Origin of the sequence: Halococcus thailandensis JCM 13552 (assembly GCF_000336715.1) — an archaeon.
Classification (GTDB): domain Archaea; phylum Halobacteriota; class Halobacteria; order Halobacteriales; family Halococcaceae; genus Halococcus; species Halococcus thailandensis.
Genome location: NZ_AOMF01000150.1, coordinates 1 through 18,847 on the forward strand (window position 1 = coordinate 1; position 18,847 = coordinate 18,847).

Annotated in this window: 20 protein-coding genes; 6 read left to right on the plus strand and 14 right to left on the minus strand. The window is 64.9% G+C overall.

The features are described 5' to 3' along the window. Positions 1–126 precede the first annotated feature (126 nt). Positions 127–480, minus strand: a complete 354-nt coding sequence (locus tag C451_RS08700) for a hypothetical protein (protein ID WP_152420452.1) — start codon at positions 478–480, stop codon at positions 127–129. A gap of 117 nt (positions 481–597) precedes the next feature. Between C451_RS08700 and C451_RS08705 the strand changes: the two genes are divergently transcribed. Next, on the plus strand, positions 598–990 hold the full coding sequence (locus C451_RS08705; RefSeq protein WP_007739783.1) for a DUF5611 family protein: 393 nt from the start codon (positions 598–600) through the stop codon (positions 988–990). Between the two features lie 402 nt (positions 991–1,392). Continuing rightward, entirely contained in the window at positions 1,393–2,076 is a 684-nt protein-coding gene (locus tag C451_RS08710) for a hypothetical protein (RefSeq protein ID WP_241431222.1), read from the plus strand. Between the two features lie 87 nt (positions 2,077–2,163). Here the strand turns inward: C451_RS08710 and C451_RS08715 are convergent, their stop codons facing one another. Next, positions 2,164–2,529 (minus strand): cell division protein SepF, encoded by a 366-nt coding sequence (locus C451_RS08715; RefSeq protein WP_007739788.1) that lies wholly within the window; start codon positions 2,527–2,529, stop codon positions 2,164–2,166. A gap of 64 nt (positions 2,530–2,593) precedes the next feature. Between C451_RS08715 and rimI the strand changes: the two genes are divergently transcribed. After that, positions 2,594–3,091, plus strand: a complete 498-nt coding sequence (rimI, locus tag C451_RS08720; RefSeq protein ID WP_007739790.1) for a ribosomal protein S18-alanine N-acetyltransferase — start codon at positions 2,594–2,596, stop codon at positions 3,089–3,091. Positions 3,092–3,189: 98 nt separating this feature from the next. Here the strand turns inward: rimI and C451_RS08725 are convergent, their stop codons facing one another. The 6 genes from C451_RS08725 to trpC form a co-directional block, all read right to left on the minus strand. Then, complete coding sequence (locus C451_RS08725; RefSeq protein ID WP_007739793.1) at positions 3,190–4,239, minus strand: S8 family peptidase; 1,050 nt, start codon at positions 4,237–4,239, stop codon at positions 3,190–3,192. Positions 4,240–4,337: 98 nt separating this feature from the next. Then, a complete protein-coding gene (locus C451_RS08730; protein ID WP_007739794.1) occupies positions 4,338–5,525 on the minus strand; it encodes a 3-dehydroquinate synthase II in 1,188 nt (395 codons plus the stop codon). Positions 5,526–5,889: 364 nt separating this feature from the next. Next, positions 5,890–6,684 (minus strand): 2-amino-3,7-dideoxy-D-threo-hept-6-ulosonate synthase, encoded by a 795-nt coding sequence (locus tag C451_RS08735; RefSeq protein ID WP_007739798.1) that lies wholly within the window; start codon positions 6,682–6,684, stop codon positions 5,890–5,892. A 23-nt stretch (positions 6,685–6,707) separates the two neighbouring features. Next, the gene (gene trpA / locus C451_RS08740; RefSeq protein ID WP_007739800.1) at positions 6,708–7,520 is read right to left on the minus strand and encodes a tryptophan synthase subunit alpha; all 813 of its coding nucleotides are present in this window, start codon (positions 7,518–7,520) and stop codon (positions 6,708–6,710) included. Then, the gene (gene trpB, locus C451_RS08745) at positions 7,517–8,761 is read right to left on the minus strand and encodes a tryptophan synthase subunit beta (protein WP_007739802.1); all 1,245 of its coding nucleotides are present in this window, start codon (positions 8,759–8,761) and stop codon (positions 7,517–7,519) included. The genes trpA and trpB overlap by 4 nt, the downstream gene beginning before the upstream one ends. Then, entirely contained in the window at positions 8,758–9,516 is a 759-nt protein-coding gene (trpC, locus tag C451_RS08750; protein ID WP_007739804.1) for an indole-3-glycerol phosphate synthase, read from the minus strand. Before trpC ends, trpB begins: the two co-directional genes overlap by 4 nt. A 94-nt stretch (positions 9,517–9,610) precedes the next feature. On the opposite strand from trpC, the gene C451_RS08755 reads away from it, so the two are divergent. Beyond that, positions 9,611–10,072, plus strand: coding sequence for an MGMT family protein (locus C451_RS08755; RefSeq protein WP_007739806.1), 462 nt, complete (start codon positions 9,611–9,613; stop codon positions 10,070–10,072). 320 nt (positions 10,073–10,392) lie between these two features. Here the strand turns inward: C451_RS08755 and C451_RS08760 are convergent, their stop codons facing one another. The 6 genes from C451_RS08760 to htpX all read right to left on the minus strand — a co-directional run bounded on the left by C451_RS08760 (position 10,393) and on the right by htpX (position 15,775). Beyond that, complete coding sequence (locus C451_RS08760) at positions 10,393–11,445, minus strand: aldo/keto reductase (RefSeq protein WP_007739808.1); 1,053 nt, start codon at positions 11,443–11,445, stop codon at positions 10,393–10,395. Positions 11,446–11,839: 394 nt separating this feature from the next. Then, positions 11,840–12,874, minus strand: a complete 1,035-nt coding sequence (gene radA, locus C451_RS08765; protein WP_007739811.1) for a DNA repair and recombination protein RadA — start codon at positions 12,872–12,874, stop codon at positions 11,840–11,842. Between the two features lie 74 nt (positions 12,875–12,948). Beyond that, positions 12,949–13,548 carry a PspA-associated protein PspAB gene (gene pspAB, locus C451_RS08770; RefSeq protein ID WP_007739812.1) on the minus strand — a complete coding sequence of 200 codons (600 nt, stop codon included), beginning with the start codon at positions 13,546–13,548 and terminating at the stop codon, positions 12,949–12,951. A 238-nt stretch (positions 13,549–13,786) separates the two neighbouring features. After that, positions 13,787–14,404 (minus strand): tetratricopeptide repeat protein, encoded by a 618-nt coding sequence (locus tag C451_RS08775; protein WP_007739814.1) that lies wholly within the window; start codon positions 14,402–14,404, stop codon positions 13,787–13,789. A gap of 76 nt (positions 14,405–14,480) precedes the next feature. Further along, positions 14,481–14,861, minus strand: a complete 381-nt coding sequence (locus C451_RS08780; RefSeq protein ID WP_007739815.1) for an SHOCT domain-containing protein — start codon at positions 14,859–14,861, stop codon at positions 14,481–14,483. A 41-nt stretch (positions 14,862–14,902) separates the two neighbouring features. Then, positions 14,903–15,775, minus strand: coding sequence for a zinc metalloprotease HtpX (gene htpX, locus C451_RS08785; protein ID WP_007739816.1), 873 nt, complete (start codon positions 15,773–15,775; stop codon positions 14,903–14,905). 145 nt (positions 15,776–15,920) lie between these two features. Between htpX and C451_RS08790 the strand changes: the two genes are divergently transcribed. Both C451_RS08790 and C451_RS08795 read left to right on the plus strand, forming a co-directional pair. After that, the gene (locus tag C451_RS08790; RefSeq protein WP_007739817.1) at positions 15,921–17,018 is read left to right on the plus strand and encodes a 60S ribosomal export protein NMD3; all 1,098 of its coding nucleotides are present in this window, start codon (positions 15,921–15,923) and stop codon (positions 17,016–17,018) included. 154 nt (positions 17,019–17,172) lie between these two features. Beyond that, the gene (locus C451_RS08795; RefSeq protein WP_007739818.1) at positions 17,173–18,843 is read left to right on the plus strand and encodes a Na+/H+ antiporter NhaC family protein; all 1,671 of its coding nucleotides are present in this window, start codon (positions 17,173–17,175) and stop codon (positions 18,841–18,843) included. Positions 18,844–18,847 lie beyond the last annotated feature (4 nt).

Sequence of the window (18,847 nt, forward strand, 5' to 3'; positions counted from 1 at the left end):
GAGATGTGTATAAGAGACAGAACCCACAGCGAACGACGAGCCCGTAGCGAGCCGCGAACCCACAGCGAACGACGAGTCCACGTCGGTCGAACCGCTCGGAGCTGCCGACATCGGATCGGAGACGAGTCACTCGTCCGAGATAATCGAGTCGGTAACGTCGTCCGAAGCCGACGACGATCGGGCTGTCGAGGACGAGTCAACGGAGTCGGTCGCCATCGATCGCATCGGCCACGACCGCAAGCCACAGCGTCCGACGCGTGCGCCCGGCGAGTGGCCGACCGACCCCGACGAGGGTGGAGCGACGGCCGACGATACCGACGACGCCGGCTCGCTCGCCGACGGTGGTGCGGCCGTCGCCAGCTGGCCCGAGACGGACGGGCCCGAGGCGGTTGCCGACGACGAAGCCGAAACGACGACCCGTGGAAAGCGCCAGAGCCGCCGACCGGGCGATACGCTTTCGTGTGGTTCGTGTCGATTCACCAGACTCGTCGCCGATTCGCCGCTACGAGCGGGCGACATCTGTCCCGACTGCGGCAGCGGCTATCTGGCGTGGGAGACGCGAAAGGGGTAAATTCACCCCTCGCAAAGCTGGCGTCCATGCGTGAGTACAAGATGCGCCGCGGCGAGCACCTGGAGGAGCGAATTCCCGACATGGAAACGACCGTCGAGGAGTATTTCGGCCCGCCGACAGCGACCGAGGAGTACCAGGGGAGTGATCTCTACGTCGTCGAAGAGCCCGAGAACGCGGTCTTCGAGCGTATCGTCGCCGGCACGGTCGAGTACGGCTCGAAGAAGGACACACTCGCCGTCCATTTCGAGGAACGATCCGCCGAGGAGGTCATCGCCGAGGGCAACGCCGACGCCGCCGCGGACGCGGTGGACGCGAAAAACGACTTCCTGCTCGAAGCGACCGGGCGGGACGCGAAAAGTCGCCGCGAATCGATGAAACGCACCGTCGAGGACGACGCGGAAACGCCCGACAACGTCTGAGGCCGTCTCGAAGGGATTGCGTTCGTACAGCGTTATTACTGTGGGCAACGAGTGGTATCCATGCTGACGACGCCGATGCGACGAACGGTCGTCGCTTCATTGATCGTGTTACTCGTGCTCTCCGCCGGCTGTTCACAGCTCACTGACGATCCAAACGCACAGGAAACGACCAGTACGGTGCTGGAAGGGACGGCGACGCCCGATTCGTCCGGTGTGACCACGACGGAGACCGCGACTGCTACAGCTAGTCCGACGACTGTTGCAACTGAGACGGCGACGAAAACACCGACGCCAACGGAGGCATCAACACCAACGCAGACCAAGACGGCCACTCAGACGACGACATTGACCGACACGCCCACTGCGACCCCGACGCAGACGGATCGGTCGAGACCTGACGACATGTACAATCTGACGATCGTCGCAGCCAACGGTGGCGAGTCACATTATCGGGTGTACGTCGATCAGGTCAGAATGGAACTCGGTCCCGAAGCCGACAGGGAGAACGCCAAATACCCCGATGCCATATACAACGACGATCCGTACTACATTCAAGGCTACGTCGGTGATGGTGGAGTCGATAGCTACCACACGGGGAGATACAGTGGATACTCCCCCGACGAAATCCCGCATTATTCCTTCAGGAACAACGGGAACGCGACGTTGCAGGTCTACGTTAACGGCAACCAAACACGGACCGTTGCTCCCGGCGAGGGGGTCGAAGAGGATTTCGGCCCGTCGGCACCGCCAAAGGGTAACAACACGATTACCGTCGAAGCCGCCGACGATGGTGCATCGAACTATGGACTTTGGTCGAAGAACGAGTCGTACAATCCCATTTACGTGGAGTACGGGGCTAACCCGTATCAAACGGCGAAACACCCGGATTTCTCGAATAGATATCCAGACGACGAAATCCCCAGTGCCGCTGGATTCGTCGCCGACGGCGGTGCCGATTCGTACTCGTCCGACCACAGGCTCACAAAGGTGACGAACAACGGAACAGCGACGTTGAAGATCTACCAGAACGACGAGTTGTGGGCGACCCTCCAGCCGGGTGAGGTGGTGTCCAAAGGAGACCAGTAGGTCGAATCGACCGATCGGTGCACCGGTTGCTGCGCGATTCGTGCTATCGAAAAGACGATTCGTTTCGATCCGACGGCGAAAGTCGGCCTATTCACCGAGTTTCGTCCGGCTGATGCCGACCGAGGCGGGCGTGATGATGAGCTGATCGTCGGCTTTCTGGACGATGTCGCCCCCGACCTCGCGGGTGATCTCCTGGAGGTCCTGCGTGATGCGCTCCATCGTACGGTCGGTCGCGGTGTGGCGAGTGATATCCGCGATCACGATATCGCCGTCGTAGATGGCGTTTTTGATGTCGATGACGTCGCGCTGACCCTCGATGTGCGCGATATGTATCTTCGTCGAAGCCTCCTCGACGCCACCCTCGATGTCGTCGATATCGAGGGGAACGTACTCGCCGCCAGCCTGGCGCTGCCGGGTACCGCCACCCCCGAGAATGTCGTCCATCAGTCCCATGCCCCCACGCGGATCGGATTCGGTATATCTCTTACGACCCCTCGAAACCGGCCGGAGTGTTCTTATGACACGTCACCGTACCGATCGTGTGACGACCGTCGAGCCCACCCGGACCCGCGAGGCCGTCCGTGCCGACCTGCTCGCGGTGTTTCGCATCGAGAAGGCCTCGTTCGCCCAGCCGTGGCCCTACCGTGCGTTCGAGCGCTTTCTCGGAATTCCGGGCTTTCTCGTCGCCGACGTCGACGACGGCGGCGAGACGGGCGCGATCGCCGGCTACGTCGTCGCCGATAGCGAGCGCCAGCGCGGCGGGCCTGTCGGCCACGTCAAGGACATCGCGGTCGATCCCAGCTATCGCGGGCGAGGGATCGGCGCGACGCTGCTCGAACGCGCCCTCGACGCGATGTACCGCCAGCAGGTCGGACGGGTGAAGCTCGAAGTCCGCGAGAGCAACGAGCCCGCACTCGCGCTCTACCGACAGTACGGCTTCGTCCACCGCAGCACCGCGACGGGCTACTACGCCGACGGCGAGGACGCGCTCGTACTCGTCCGCGAGTTCGACTGACTCTACTGTCGGAGGGACGTATTCCATCAGCCGCCTTCACAAACGTCGGGACGGAAGCGAGTCGATCTGTGCGATGATCGTGTATCCCTCCGACAGTATCACTCCCCGTTCACCGTTGCCGCGTAGTCGGCCAATCCCGCTCCGTCGCGCGGCTGATTCGGGATGTCTCGCGCTGCGGCCTCGAACTCGCGCATGATCGGTTCCGGCGTCGCTTCCGGATCGACGGTCAGATATTTTGCGACCATGCCGGCGACTTCCGGGGCCGAAAACGACGTTCCCGAGGCCTTGATCCACGGCCCGTCAAGCTCCGTGCCCATCGCCGTGCCGGACGCCTGCGCGAGGCGGTTGTCCTTGCCGATGGCCGCGACGTCGGGGTTGTCGCGGTCGGGGTTGTACGAGGAGAACTCCGCGATCGCCCCGTCTTCGGTGCAGGCCGCGATCGAGAAGGCACGCTCGGCGGTCGCCGGACTGCCCGATTTCTCCCCGGAGTTGCCGGCCGACACGACGTCCCTGATGCCCTTCTCGACGAGTTCGTCGTGCGTTCGGTTGATGGCGTGCGAGGTCTCGCTCGATCCCCACGACATGTTGACGACGTCGTACTCCTCGACGTTGGTGTGAAGCCACTCGTAGGCGCGCATGATGACGTTGTTTCTCGTCTGGCCCTCCTCACCGAAGATCCGTAGCGCGACGAGCGATGCGTGGGGGGCAAGACGGGTAATCTGCCCCAGCACGGCCGTCCCGTGTCCGACCGCATCACCCTCGCCCGATCCCGTGACGTCGACCTGTTCGATGCTGTTGCCCTCGAAGACCGGATGCTCGGGATCGATCCCCGAATCCATGGCCACGACCGTCAACCCCTCGCCGGTGGCGTCATCGTCGGGCACGTCGTGGAGGTCGCGCACGTCCTCGATCGTCGCCACTGCTGCGGGATCCTCGCTGACGGCGGCGGGTTCGAGATGCGGCTCGACGGTCATGTTCGGTTCGAGATCGAGCACGCGGTCGTCGTCGGCGATCGTCGGTTCGTGATCGGCCTCGCACTCGATGTAGGCCGCCCCGCTCGTCCCGAAATCGTACGTCTCGACGACGTTGCACTCCATCTCGCGGAGGAACTCGGCCGCCTCACGCGTGAAGACGATGCGATCGTTCATGCTACCACACCACGTACGGTACGCTGATCCTTAACAATTCAACCCGAATCGGGCGAAAAATCGCCCGCGTCGACGCGCAGACTGTGACTCCGGCTGACTTACTTCTCGACGATGCGCTCGTCGACCGCCTCCCCGAAGTGTCTGGCCGTCGATTCGTAGTAGACGCGCACCTCGTCACCGGGTTCCAGCTCCGTCACCGCACGCGGGCCCTCGCGGGTGGCGACCTTGATCGTCTCCGCGTTCTGGAGCAGCGTCTCGATCCGGTCACCCGTGGGCTCGCCGCCCTCCGCGTCGTCGATGTCGCTGCCGACGACGGCTTCGATGCGGAACATCGGCCGGCGCTCGATCTTCGCCCGCCCGACGAGCGCCTCGCGCGCGTGGCCCTCGGTGTCGACGATCTGGATCTCGTCGCCGCTGCCGAGCTCCGAGAGGTACTTCGTCCCGCCGCCGGGCGTGCGCGCGTAGGCGTGGACGGCCCCGGCGTTCACCCGGAACGGCCGTGAGGCCACGTAGGGCGACTCGGCGGTCTCGGCGTGGACGAAGAACAGGCCCCGACTCATCGAGCCGACGAGCATCCCCTCGTCGCCCTCCATCAGCGATCCCGTATCGACGCAGACCCGATCGGCCGAGCCGACCTGCTCGACGGCAGTGATCTCGGCCCACTGGAGATCGAGCGTCTCGCGCTCGGCCGCGTCGCGGATCTCGACGGTCTCGCGGATCTCGTCGGGATCGTCGCTGTCGAGCAACACACCGTCGGCACCCGTCTCGAGCGTCTCGAAGGCGGTCTTGGCCTCGGCCGCGCTCTCGACGCCCGCGACGAGTTCGGTCTCGTCACCGATGCGCGCGATGAGGTTCTCCAGAGGAATGATCGTCCAGTCCTCGCCGACGACGATCGTGTGCTCGGCCGCGTCGGCGGCCTGTTCGGCGAACGCTTCGTAATCGTCGTCGAGAATGTGGACGTAGGCCCCGTCAGCTTCGTCACGGCGCAGCGTCGAGAGATCGGCCGATCCCGAGAGATCGGGCGGGAGGTCGACCGAGCCGTCGCCCTCGCTGTCCTTGCCGACGACGGTCGCGTCCGGTGCGTCGCCGGTGTCGATGACGTCGACGCCGTTGCCGTCGCCGAAGGCCGCGACCGAGACCGCGCCGAGCTCGCGCACGCGCGAGACGTCGCTCTCGTCACAGAGCACCCAGTCGACGCCGGCCTCGAGACCGGCGGTGATGCGCCGCTTGCGACTCTCCCAATCGCCAACCGAGCCGTCCGCTTTGAGCCAGACCGTCCGTGTCATGTCGTGGCGGTCGAAGCGGGCAGGCTTGAACGTGGCGAAAGCGGTCGCTGTGAGCAAAAATCACGTTCGTTGCGCAGCATCGCCGCTCCACGCAAGCAGTGTCACGAAACGGGGCCAACGGGGGACGACGGCGGACCAATACTGAACGATGCGGGTGATGCCACGCAACGGCCGCTCGTCATCCCGACGTGGGCGGAGCAGTGATCGGCTCCACGTTAACTAAACGTTTCGTTAGGACATAAACCTTCTGCTGGCATAATATGGGTTCGACGTGAGGAGCCGATAGGTTACCCTGAAGTATGACGTTCTTTTCTTTTATATTCCTAAGGAATGAAATCGGTTCGGAAGAAAACTCGCTCCGTCGCTACGCCTCGACAGCCAATCCGGCGCGATCGAGCGCTTCCTCGGTCGGGAGATCGTCGTGGACGACGCCGGAGACCGCGCGCGCCATCGCCTCGGGGTCGTCGTGCTGGAAGACGGTCCGCCCCATCGAGACGCCGGCCGCGCCGGCGTCCATCGCGCCGCGGACGGCTTCGAGTGAAGCGCGATCGCCGGCCGGGTCGCCGCCGGCGATGAGCACCGGCAGGCGGGTCGCACCGGTCACTCGCTCGAAGCTCTCGGCATCGCCCGAGTAGCCCGTCTTGATGAGATCGGCACCGAGCTCCTCGCCGAGTCTGGCGGCGTGAGCGAGACGTTCGGGATCGGCCTCGTCGACGCCCGGCCCGCGTGCGTAAGTCATCGCGAGCACGGGAACGCCGAACTCGGCGGCGCGTTCGGTGACGTCCGCGAGATCCTCGATCTGGTTCGGCTCGGTCTCGCTGCCGACGTTGAGATGGAGCGAGACGGCATCCGCGCCCGCCCGGATCGCGCTTTCGACGGTGCCCGTGCGCCGTTTGTCGTTCGTGTCCGGGCCGTCGGCCGTCGAGCCGTTGAGGTGGACGATGTAGCCCGCGCCGTTGCTGTTGGGATGGACCCGCGGCGCGATGCCCTTCTGTGTGAGTATCGAATCCGCACCGCCGCGTGTCACCGCGTCGATCGTCGTTTCGATGTCCGCGAGCCCCGCGACCGCGCCGAGTGTGAGCCCGTGATCCATCGGTACCACGAGGTAGCGGCCGTCGGTTCCGATGCGATCGAGTCGTGCGTGCGTACCGGCGTGCATACTGACAGTCGGTGCCACGGTGGTTATGTTCGTTCCGGTCGCGGTGCGACCCCCGCCACCGCGCCCTCCTTCAGTTCGCGCGCCGTCGCCTCCAGCTCGTCGGCGGCGTCCGTTCCTCTCTCGGCGATGATATCGACGAAGACGCTGCCGGCGACGACGCCCTCCGCGCCGGCGGCGACGATCTCGCGGGCGTGTTCGCCGTTCGAGACGCCGAAGCCGACGGCACGCGGGACATCCGCTTCCGCAAGTCGCGCGAGCGAGTCGTGGGTCTGATCGCTCACGTCCGCGCGCGCACCGGTCGTCCCGAGGCGAGCCTGGACGTAGACGAACCCCGAAACACGCTCCAGCACGCGGTCGAGTCGGTCGCCGCGCGTCGTCGGCGCGACGATGAAGACCAGATCGAGCCCGTGTGCGTCACAGGCGGCTTTCAGCGCGTCGCTTTCCTCGACGGGGAGGTCGGGCACGATGAGCCCAGAGAGGCCCGCCTCGGCGGCAGCCTCGACGAACGGCTCGACACCTCTCTCCTGTCCGTACTGGTAGATGAGGTTGAAGTAGGTCATGCAGACGAGGGGAACGTCCACGTCGAGGCCCCTCACGAGATCGAGGAACCGGTCGGGCGTCATGCCGGCGTCGAGCGCGCGCTGGATCGCGTTCTGGATCGTCGGTCCGTCGGCGATCGGTTCCGAGAACGGGAGGCCGAGTTCGACGACGTCGGCACCGCCAGCGGCGAGCGCGCGCACCTGTGCGGCGGTCGCATCGGGGGTCGGATCGCCGGCGGTGATGTAGGGGACGAGCGCCGCGTCGGTGTCCTCGAAGGCCGCACGAATCGAACTCACTCGAACACCCCCATCGACGGTGCGCCTTCGATATCGCGCTTTTCGGTCTCCTCGACGACGCTTTCGAGGTCCTTGTCGCCCCGGCCCGAGACGTTGACCACGACCTTCTCGCCGAGCTCCGCGCCGTCTTCGAGGTACGCGAGCGCGTGGGAGGTTTCGAGCGCCGGGATGATCCCCTCGGTCCGCGAGAGGCGATGGAACGCGGAGAGCGCGGCGTCGTCGTCGACCGAGACCGCTCGCACGCGATCGTCGTCGACGAGATCGGCGAGCTCCGGGCCGACCCCCGCGTAGTCGAGGCCCGCGCTCACGCTATGGGATTCGAGGATCTGGCCGTCCGAGTTCTGAAGCAGTTTCGTGCGCGCGCCGTGGAGGACGCCCTCCTCGCCGATCGACAGCGACGCCGAGTTGGGTGCGAGATCTTCCTCTTCGTCGATTTTCAGTCCGCTACCGCCGGCCTCGACGGCGACGAGCGAGACGGCATCGTCGTCGACGAACGCGTCGAACGCACCCATCGTGTTCGAGCCGCCGCCGGCACACGCGACGACGCTATTCGGGAGGCATCCCAGTTTCTCCTCCATCTGCCGTCTGGCTTCCGTACCGATGACGGACTGAAAATCACGGACCATCGTCGGGAACGGGTGCGGCCCGACGACCGAGCCGATGACGTAGTGGGTGTCCTCGACCGTGGTCGCCCACTCGCGCATCGCCTCGTTGGTGGCCTCCTTCAGCGTACCGCTGCCCGTGCTCACCGGGTTGAGCTCTGCGCCGTTCAGCCGCATGCGGAAGACGTTCGGGCGCTGGCGGTTGATGTCGCGCTCGCCCATGAACACCTCACAGTCCATATCGAGATGGGCGGAAGCCATCGCGGTCGCCGTTCCATGTTGCCCTGCACCGGTCTCGGCGATGATCCGCTCCTTGCCCATGTACTTCGCCAGCAGCACCTGCCCGAGCGCGTTGTTCAGTTTGTGCGCACCCCCGTGCAGGAGGTCCTCGCGCTTGAGATAGACGTCGAACCCGTATCGCGAACTCAGCGTCTCGGCGTGCTGGAGCGGCGTCGGCCGCCCACCGAAGTCGCGGAGCCGCGCCCGGAACTCGTCCATGAACCCGTCCTCGTTGTTCAGGACGTATCGACGATAGGCGTCGTCGAGTTCGGAAATCGCGGGCATCAGTGCCTCGGGGACGTACTGGCCGCCGTACTCGCCGAATTTTCCCGGTCTCTCGCCCGCGTCGACGTCGCTCATCGCTCCGCCCCCACGAGCCGTGCGGTGTTCGCCGCGACGTCACCGTCCATGAGCGCGCTGCCGACGAGCAGCCCGTCCGCCCCGGCACGGCGCATCCGCGCGGCATCTTCCTCGCTGGCGATGCCGCTCTCGGCGACGAGCGTTACGTCCTCGGATACGTGGGGTGCGAGCTCCTCGAACGTCGAGAGATCCACATCGAGGCGTGCGAGATCGCGGTTGTTGATGCCGACGATCTCCGCTCCGGCCGCGAGCGCGTCGTCGAGTTCCGCGCGGCTGTGGACCTCGACGAGCGGCTGGAACCCGCGCTCGCGCGCCGCCGCGACGAGCCCCGCGAGGTCGTCGACGAACCGCGCGATCAGGAGGACTGCGTCGGCCTCGACGACGTCCAGCTGTTCCTCACGGCGAATGAAATCCTTCCGGAGAACGGGCACCGAAACGCGCTCACGCACCCGTCGGAGAGCGTCGGGCGACCCGTCGAAGTGGTCTGGTTCGGTGAGAACGGAGATCGACGCCACACCGCCGTCGACCAGCGCTTCGGCGAGCGCCACCGGATCGTCCTCACGTCGTCCGTCGGTCGTCGGGCTCGTGGGCTTGATCTCGCCGATGATCGGCACTCGACCGTCCGCCTCGGCTGCCGCGAGCGCCGCGGGCAACGATCGTGCGGCGACCGACAACCGCCGGTCGCCACCGCCGCGCTCGTCGGCAGCGGCCAGTATCGACTCGATTGCGGGAGCGACCCCCTCGCTGGCGTTCATTGTTGTACATCAAGGCACGTATTTGTACATAAGGCTTGCGTCACGCGTCGCTCGCGGACAGAATGTTGAAGGTCGACACGGTGCAATACCTGACATGAGCGAGGCAGCCGGCATCTACACGCGTGAATCCGACTACCTCGACCGCTGCGTGCAGGTCGGCGTCGCCGGCGATCGCGTGCTCTCGGTGAGTTTCCCGGCGAGCCTCGCGGCCGACGCCGACCCCGACCACCCGCTGCTCGACAGACTGTTCGAGTATCTGGCTGGTGCACCCGACGAGTTCGACGATATCGAGCTCGCACTCACCGTTCCGACCGACCAGCGCGCGGTGCTCGACGCCGTTCGAGAACTCGCCTACGGCGACCAGACCACCGTCGAACAGCTCGCACGGCGCATCCCCACGCTCGACGCGGATGCGGACGACGACCGCGACAGCGTCCGCACCGCCCTCGACGAAAACCCCATCCCGATCATCATCCCCGACCACCGCGTGCGCGACGGCCCGAGCGCCGCTCCGCCGAAGGTCGAGCAGAAGCTCCGCTCGCTCGAAGGGCTCTGAGACCCACTTTTTTACTCGTCGGGTTCGCGCGAAGCGCGAACCACTCTCTGCTCGCGGGCCGAAGGCCCGCTCGCACGGTATGGGGACCTCCGGTCCCTCACTACTCGCAAAACCTGGACTAAAAAGGTCCGCTCACTCGGCCTTCGGCCTCGTTCGCGGTGAACCGCGCTCACATTCGTTCGCGCGGATGCGACGCTTTCCGCAGCCACAACGACACCGCAGAAGCCCTCGCATCCCTCCGGGATGCTCGCCCTTCATCCACCAGGACCACAAACCGCACCGCCGCCGCAGCAACAGTCAGTGAAAACGGAAATGCAAATTTAGTCGCCAGCGTACGTCGCGCCGACCGCTTCGAGATCGGATCCATCGACCGACGAGCGGAACCCGGCCATCCCGTCGTCGCGCTCGATATCGTAGTCACGGGCGTGGAGATCGGCGACGCGGTCGAGTTCCTCGTCCGAGAGCGCGGGCGTGTCGGGTGCGGCGGCCCACTCGTCGACGTCGTCGGTCGTCCGGAAGGTCGGCGTGACCGAGGCGACCTCGTCGTGGGCGAGTAGCCACTGGATCGCGGCCTGCCCCATCGTCCGCTCGCCGTCACGTTCGAGGAAGCGCAGTTTCTCGACCTTCTCCCAGCCGGTGTCGTACCACTCGTCGGGGCGGAATCCGCGGTGGTCGCCCTCGCCGAGTTCGGTCTCGGGTCTGACCTGCTCGTTCAAGAGTCCGGACGAGTGCGGGACGCGCGCGAGGATACTCGTCGACGCGTCGAGATCGTCGATGGTCTCCATGAAATGAGTCCCTGGTGTCTGCTCGAAGACGTTGAACACCACTTGAAGCGCATCGAACTCGTTGGCGATCGCCGCGTCACCTTCGGCGAGCCAGCCGATCGAGGGGCCGAGCGCCCAGCCGACCGCGTCGACTTTGCCCGATTCGCGCAGTTCGTCGAGAGTTTCCAGAATCCCCTCGTCCACTTCGTCGACGTCGGCGTTGTGGAGCTGGAGCAGATCGAGGTGGTCCATGTCGAGCCTGTCGAGGCTCTTGTCGACCGCCTCGTGGATGTACTCCGGCGTCATCTCCTTCGGGATCTCGCCGTGACCGGCCTGTGGGTTGTTGTAGAAATCGTAGCCCACCTTGCTGGCGATGGTGACCTCGTCGCGGCGACCTCCGAGCGCCTCGCCGATGAGTTCCTCGCTGCGCCCGTGGCCGTAGACGTCGCCGGTGTCGAAGAAGGTGACACCCTGATCGAGCGCGTGCTGGACCAGATCGATGCTCTCCGCTTCGCCGCGGTCGCCCCACCAGTCGGTGCCGACGACCCACGCGCCGAACCCGACCGTCGATACCTCGACCCCCGAATCACCGAGTTCGCGGTGCTCCATGTATCGACGTTCGGTTCGGCCACACTTAGCGAATGTGGTCGGCGGCTGCCGCGGTGGTGACGCAGCAGCAGCGCTGTGCGGTCCCTGGCGTCTCGGTGAGCGACGCGAGCCGAGGCTCAGGAGAGCTTCGCTCTCCTGGCGGATGAAGGGCGAGGCGCTCCGGCACGAGCAGAGCGAGTGCCGCGACCGAAGGGAGCGCGCCGAGGGCTTCTGCAGCCGGTGCTGTGGCGGTCGTGGTTGCGGAAGCGGTGCGGGGAGTGTCAGCATCCGCGCGAACGGAATGAGCGCGGTTCGCCGCGAGCGCCGCAGGCGCGAGCGGACGTTTTTCATGAACGTTTTTGCAAGCGGAGGTCAAGCGAGCGCAGCGAGCGCGACCTCCCGCAGTAAAAAGGTTCTATTCGGGCTTCAGTCCCTCTTCCTCGACGCGCATCACGGCTTCGCCGTCGGCGAGGTTGGGCGCGTCCACGAGGCGGACGATGCGTTTGGTCCCCTTGGACTTGCGGAGATACATCCGGAAGGTCGATTTGTGGCCGAGGATGTTGCCACCGATCGGTTGAGTCGGATCGCCGAAGTAGGAGTCGGGGTTCGAGGCGACCTGATTCGTGACGACCGTGGCGGCGTTGAAGAGGTTGCCGACCTTGTCGATATCGTGGAGGTGTTTGTTGAGCTTCTGCTGGCGCTGGGCGAGTTCGCCACGACCGACGTACTCGGCGCGGAAGTGCGCGGTGAGCGAATCGATACAGACCAGCCGGACGGGCCACTCGGAGTCCTCGTGCTCGCTCGCGATGTCCTGGGCCTTCTGGGCGAGCAGGATCTGGTGGTTGGAGTTGAACGCCTTGGCGACGTGGATGTTGTCGAGAATCGAGTCGATGAGTTCGTCCATCGCCTCCTCGCTTTCGGGACTACCCTCGATCTCGCGCTGGTCCATCGCGGCGGCGAGCGCGTCGTCGGCCAGTCCGCGCACCATCTCGGCGATGCGCTCGGGGCGGAACGTGTCCTCGCTGTCGATGAAGATCGCGCTCCCTTCGAGCCCGCCGTATTCGTTGGGAAGCTGGACGTTGACCGCGAGCTGGTGAGTGACCTGGGATTTGCCCGCGCCGAACTCGCCGTAGACCTCGGTGATCGACTGGGTTTCGACGCCGCCGCCGAGCAGATCGTCGACCTCGTCGACCTGCCACGAGAGCTTGCCGATCTCGTTGCGGTGTTCGAGGACGTCAGCGCCGGTCTCGAACCCGCCGATGTCTGCTGCGTCGCGCGCGGCGTTGATGATGTCAGCGGCCGTGCTTTCGCCGATGTCGGCGGTGTTCGAGAGCTCGCCCGGGCTCGCCACCGCGATACCCTGATAGGAGTCGAACCCCGATTCGGTGAGCTTGTCCGCGGTCGCGGGACCGACGCCCGGCAGGCTCTCTAGATCTTCGGTTGCTGCCATACGACCGGGTTGTGCGGCTTCGGTGATAAAGCCTCGTTAACAGCTCGGCGAAAGTGAAGCGATGGGTACGTCGCTCACTCCCAGGGGTGGGTTCCGGTGTCGGGCCAGAGCGGATACCAGTACTCCTTGTCGCCCTCCACGTCGAGTTCGCCGTCAAGGACTGATTCGAGCTTGAACTCCACGGACGAGTCGCGCTCGTTGCCCGGGCGTGGCGCGAACGGGTAGTACGCCCCACGACGGAACGAGTAGACCCAGTAGACCGGGCCGTCCTTCTCGAAGCCGAAGAGCGCTGCGAGCAGTCGCGAGCCGTAGCCGCGCTCGATGAGCGTGTCGGCGGCGAAGTGGACACTCGTCACGAGATCCTCGAAGTCCGAGTCTTCGAGCACGACCCACTCGTAGCCGTGCGAGTCGTCGACGAATCGGGCTTCGGTTCCCGTCTCGACCTCGCCCGCATCCAGGATCGCCTCGACTTCCTCGACCGTGTCGGCGAAATCCGTGCTGTCGACGCCCGAAAAGCAGAGCGCAGCCACACTCGCCGGCTCGAAGCCGAGATCGGCTTCCATCGTGAGGTGAGCCGTGCTCATCCCGAAGAGGTCCTCGGGGTCCGCATCGCGCGTCGCGTCGGCCTCCGCGCTCATCCCGAGCGCCGATCGCAATCCGTCGAGAAGTCCCATGCGCACGATCCGTGCGCCAGCGGTAAAAGTCGAAGTGATACGACACCCAATATGGAGTGATCGGCGCGCGCTCGCGCTCGTGTGCGAACGAAGTGAGCACCGAGCGCGGATCGGCGTGCGAGGGATGAGTGAACGGAGTGAGCGAATCGGTTGAGGGAGGCATGTGGGCTGTTGCGGTTCTCACAGGAGTTAGCATGGAGACGGTTTCAAGAGAGACATCGGCAATACTCCACGGTTCTCAGTCCCTCATTTTCATTCGGAGACGGTCTTTGCGGCCCTCAAACCCGCCCTTTGTACCGTCAGTTGTTCCGATTTCAAGTGCTTGATCACAGATATCGAGAGCAGCCTCGTGATTTCCTTGCTTCTGGTAGATAATGGCGAGTCGCTTGAATGAAGGGATCCGTGGAACGTCACCAAACTCGTCAACGAACTCATCGGCGATTGCGATGTCTTTTCGGCAGTATTCGATACAGTTCTCGATCGCATTCTCCCAGTCGTCGCGTTGTTTGTAATAGAGGTCAATGAGTGTGGTGTAGGTGAAATGGGTGCTCGTCGCGGATCCGTCTTCAAATTCGAGTGCCGATAGCAAAACCATCTCTGCAAACACGTAATCGTTCTCGCTTATCGCGGTAGATCCGACTCCTTTGAGGTATTCTTGAGCCGTTTGCGAGGTTGCAGTGACGTTCCGCCCTAACGAATTGGACTCACCACCTGTCCCAAACCGTGTACTGTGCTGATGGAGTTTCTGGCGCTGTTCGGTTGATAAATCCAAATACCAGTCTCGTAGATCGAGAGCTGCTATCAAATCGGGAACGGTCTGCTCGGACCCGAACAGTTCCGTTATTCTGTCGAACATAGCGAACGAACACTATCCATCAAAATAAATCCCGGTCTAAAACTCCGCCAATCACATACTCGAGAAACGATATCAGTCAAGCCGTTTCGAGTTCGCGCTCCCCATTGTCGCCAGCCAGTTCGTCGACATCCAGCAGCAGTTTCACGCGCCGTTCGAACTCTGCTTCCGAGAGTTCGCCGCGTGCATAGCGTTCCTTCAACACCGCCAGCGCATCGCGATCACGCGTTGATTCCTCGGTATCGGTTTCGTCGTCGCCGAGTTCCTCGTTGTGTACGGTCGCCCACGCGATATAGGCGAAAAACCCGAGGAAGATCACGACGAGCCCAGCGACCAGCGGGGCCGTCGACGCGAGCGTCGTGAGGAGTTCGAGTGCCTGTATCGCAGCCCCGAACCCGAAGATGACGGCCAAAATCCCGCTCGCGCTGTGCGGGTCGAACCAGTCGGCAAGGCTCCCCATACGATCAGTTCACGAGACTGTGGAAAAAGCGTTTCGCCGATTCAGGCAGTTTCGAGGTCGCGCTCCATGTCGCGGAGGCGCTCGATGCGGTTCTCGGTCGAGGGATGCGTCGAGAGCAGTTTACCGATCGCACCGGCGCTGACCGGGATGATGAAGAAGGCGTTCATGTCGGCCTGATTTCGCATGTCGTCGGACGGCACCTTGTCCATCCGACCGTCGATCTTCATCAGCGCGGAGGCGAGCGCCGCGGGTTTGCCGGTGATGATCGCGCCACCCCTGTCGGCGGCGAACTCCCGGTAACGCGAGAGCACGCGCACGAGCAGGAACGACACCACGCCGACGACCATCGAGACGAGAACGGCGACCATCACGGGTGCGCCGCCCTCGTCGCTGTCGCCGCTGAACAGCCAGCCCCAGCGGACGATCATGAACGCGAGCGTCGAGAGGAACGTCGCGATCGTCATCACCATCACGTCGCGGTTCTTGACGTGCGAGAGCTCGTGGGCCAGCACGCCCTCCAGCTCCTCGCGGTCGAGCGTGTTCATGATCCCCGTCGTGACGCAGACGGTCGCGTTCGACGGCGAGCGACCGGTCGCGAACGCATTCGGCGTTCGCGTGTCGGAGACCGCGACGGTGGGTTTGGGGAGGTCGGCCTGCTGGGCGAGCCGGCCGATGGTGGCGTGGAGTTCGGGATATTCCTGTTCGGAGACCTCGTGGGCACCCATGCTCCGGAGGGCGAGCTTGTCGCTGAAGAAGAACTGTCCACCCATGAACAGCGCCATGATCCCCACGGTCCCGACGAGCCCGATGTCGGAGTACGCGAGCACGCCGAGGAAGACGGCGTACAGCGCGAGCAACAGGACCATCGTCAGTCCCATTCGGGCCCGAAGACCCCAATCAGTCTTCCATTCCATGAACTAGAAGTAAGCGCTCGATTCATAAGATTCCGTCGTTCTCGACCGGGAATCGCGACAGTGGCCGGACCCGTATCGCCACGAAAAGACGACGGAACGAACGCGTGACACGGCGCTTAACCGCCGCGAGGCGCTACGACGATCAATGAGCCACTCACGTCAGTTCTGTCCTCGCTGTGGCGATCCCGTCGAGATCGAGCGCGAGAACGGCGAACGGACGCCGCTCTGTGCGAGCTGTTACTTCGACGAGTTCGAACTCGTCGACGCACCCGACCGCATCGAGGTGCTCGTCTGTGCGACCTGCGGGGCCGTCAGGCGCGGCAACCGCTGGGTCGACGTCGGCGCGCGCGACTACACCGAGGTCGCGATCGACGAAGTCACCGAAGCCATCAGCGTGCACGTCGCCGCCGACGAGTTCTCCTGGCAGGTCGATCCCGAACAGGTCGACGAGAACACCGTCCGGATGCACTGCTATCTCTCGGCGATCGTCCGCGGCGAGTCGGTCGAGGAGGACGTTACGGTCCCCGTCAAGATCTCGCGGGGCACCTGCACGCGCTGTGGGCGCATCGCCGGCGACTACTACGCGAGCACCGTCCAGATCCGAGCGCGCGGGCGCACGCCGACCGACCAGGAGACCCAGCGCGCGCTCGATATCGTCACCGACTACGTCGCCGAGCGCGAGGCCGACGGCGATCGCGACGCGTTCATCACCGAGATCGACGAGACGAGCGACGGCGCGAACGTCAAGCTCTCGGCGACCAAACTCGGCCAGGGCGTCGCCGAACGCATCGTCCGCCGGTTCGGCGGCGAGATGGACGAATCGGCGACGCTCGTCACCGAGGACGAGGACGGCGACGAAGTCTATCGCGTCACCTACGCCGTCCATCTGCCGGAGTTCACGCCCGGCGACGTCATCGACGTCGATGACGACGACGGCCCGGTGCTGGTCGAGAGCGTCCGCGGCAATCTGAAGGGCGTCCGCGTGACGACGGGCGACCACTACGAGGCCGCCTTCGAGGACGGGATCGCACCCGAAGCGACGCGTCTCGGCCGGCGCGCGGACGCCGAGGAGACGACGCTCGTCGCCGTCGAGGACGAGCGGGCCGTCCAGGTGTTGGACCCGGAGACCTACGCGGCAGAGACGATCCCGCGGCCGTCGTATCTCGATCCCGACGCCGACACCGTCCCGGTGCTCAAGAGTCGTGCGGGGCTGCACGTGCTGCCGGCGGCCGAAACCGACTAATCGTCCGGACCACTGGTCGACTCATGAACCGCCAGCAGCTGTTCGCCATCCTGTTCGTCCTCATGATGGTCGGCTCGTCGTTCACGTACGTGGTCTCGCTCGTCTGAGCAGTTCGACCGGACGCTCTTTTGTACCCTGTCCCTGAAGGTGGGGCATGCCGCTCGAACCCATCGCGGCCGGCCCGTGGGCGCTGGTACCGGCGCTGCTGGCCATCTCGCTGGCGTGGTACGTCCGGGACGCGCTCATCGGCTTGTTCGTCGGGATCGCCGGCGGCGCGGTCGTCTACGGGCTCTTTCGCCCCGAAGTCGTCGGCGTGCCGGCCGGGCTCGACGGGCCACTGGGAACGCTCCTCGGCGGCCTGCTCGGCATCACGGTGATCCCCGAACTCGTCGCCACGTCGCCGCTGTTCGCCGATCCCTGGTACGTGAAGAACGTGCTGCTCGCCCTCTTCGCGATCGGCGGGCTGATGGGGCTGATGATCCGCGCCGGGGCGATCCGCGGCGTGCTGGAGGCGCTCGCCAGCCGCGTCGAATCACCCGCCGACGCGGAGAAAGCCTCCTTCCTCGCGGGGATCATCATCCACATCGACGACTACTTCAACTGCTTAGTTGTGGGCTCGATGATGCGCCCGCTGACCGACGAACACGACGTCTCGCGGGCGAAACTCGCCTACTACGTCGATAGCGCCGGCAGCCCGGCTGCCCGCCTCGCTTTCTACTCGACCTGGGGCGTCGCGCTCGTCGGGTTCATCGGAGCCGGCATCACCGCCGCCGCGAAACAGAACGTCCTCCCCGCGGGGATGTCGGGCTACGTCACACAGACCGGCGACGGCCTCCAGGCGGCCACCGATGCGGTCTGGCCGCTGTTTTTCAACACGCTCGGATTCGCCTTCTACTCGTGGGTCGCGCTCGTCGTCGCCGCGCTGGTCGCCTGGCAGGTGCTTCCCAATATCTTCGGGATGGGCGAGGAGGAAGAACGCGCCCGCAACGGCGGTGGCGTCGTGGGTCCCGACGACGATCCCCTGGTCTCCGACGAGATGGCGAACTACGAGATGTACGAGGGCGCGACCCCCGACTGGCGCAACTTCGCCATCCCCGTGCTCACCATCGTCGGCATCGGCCTGCTGGCGATGTTCTGGCGCTCCTCGCCCGTGCTGAACGCACCGCGGATGACGTCGGTGCTCTCGGCGTTCGGCTACGAGCTGCTCGTCCCCGCGGGCGGCCCGTGGTCGCTCAACATCGGCGAGATCCGACTCGGCCTCGCGTCGATGATGGGGCTGCTCGTCGGCTTCGTCCTGTTCAGAGTCCGCGGCGACATCCCCTCGAACGGCGACGCGACCGACGCGATGATCAACGGGTTCAAGGGGATCTTCCTCGCGGCCGCGATCCTCACGCTCGCGATCACCATCCAGAACACCGTCTCGACGCTCGGAATCTCCTCGTTCGTCACCGACTGGTTCCAGGGCGTTCCCGTGGGACTCATCCCGGTGCTCGTCTTCGCCGTGACGGCGTTCGTCAGTTTCTCCGACGGGAGTTCCTGGGCGACCTACGGTATCATGTTCCCGATCGTCATCCCCGTGGCGTTCACCACCGGCGCGAACCTCCCGCTCGCGCTCGGCGCGGTGCTCTCGGGCGGGATCTTCGGCGATCACTGCTCGCCGATCTCCGATACCACAGTATTATCCTCGTCGACCAGCGGCGCGGATCACATGGTCCACGTCAGAACACAGATCCCCTACGCGCTCATCTGTGCGACGATCGCCGGCACGCTCTTCCTCGTGCTCGGCTTCCTCGTTCCGGGGGGTTTCTCGCTCATCCCGTACTGATCGG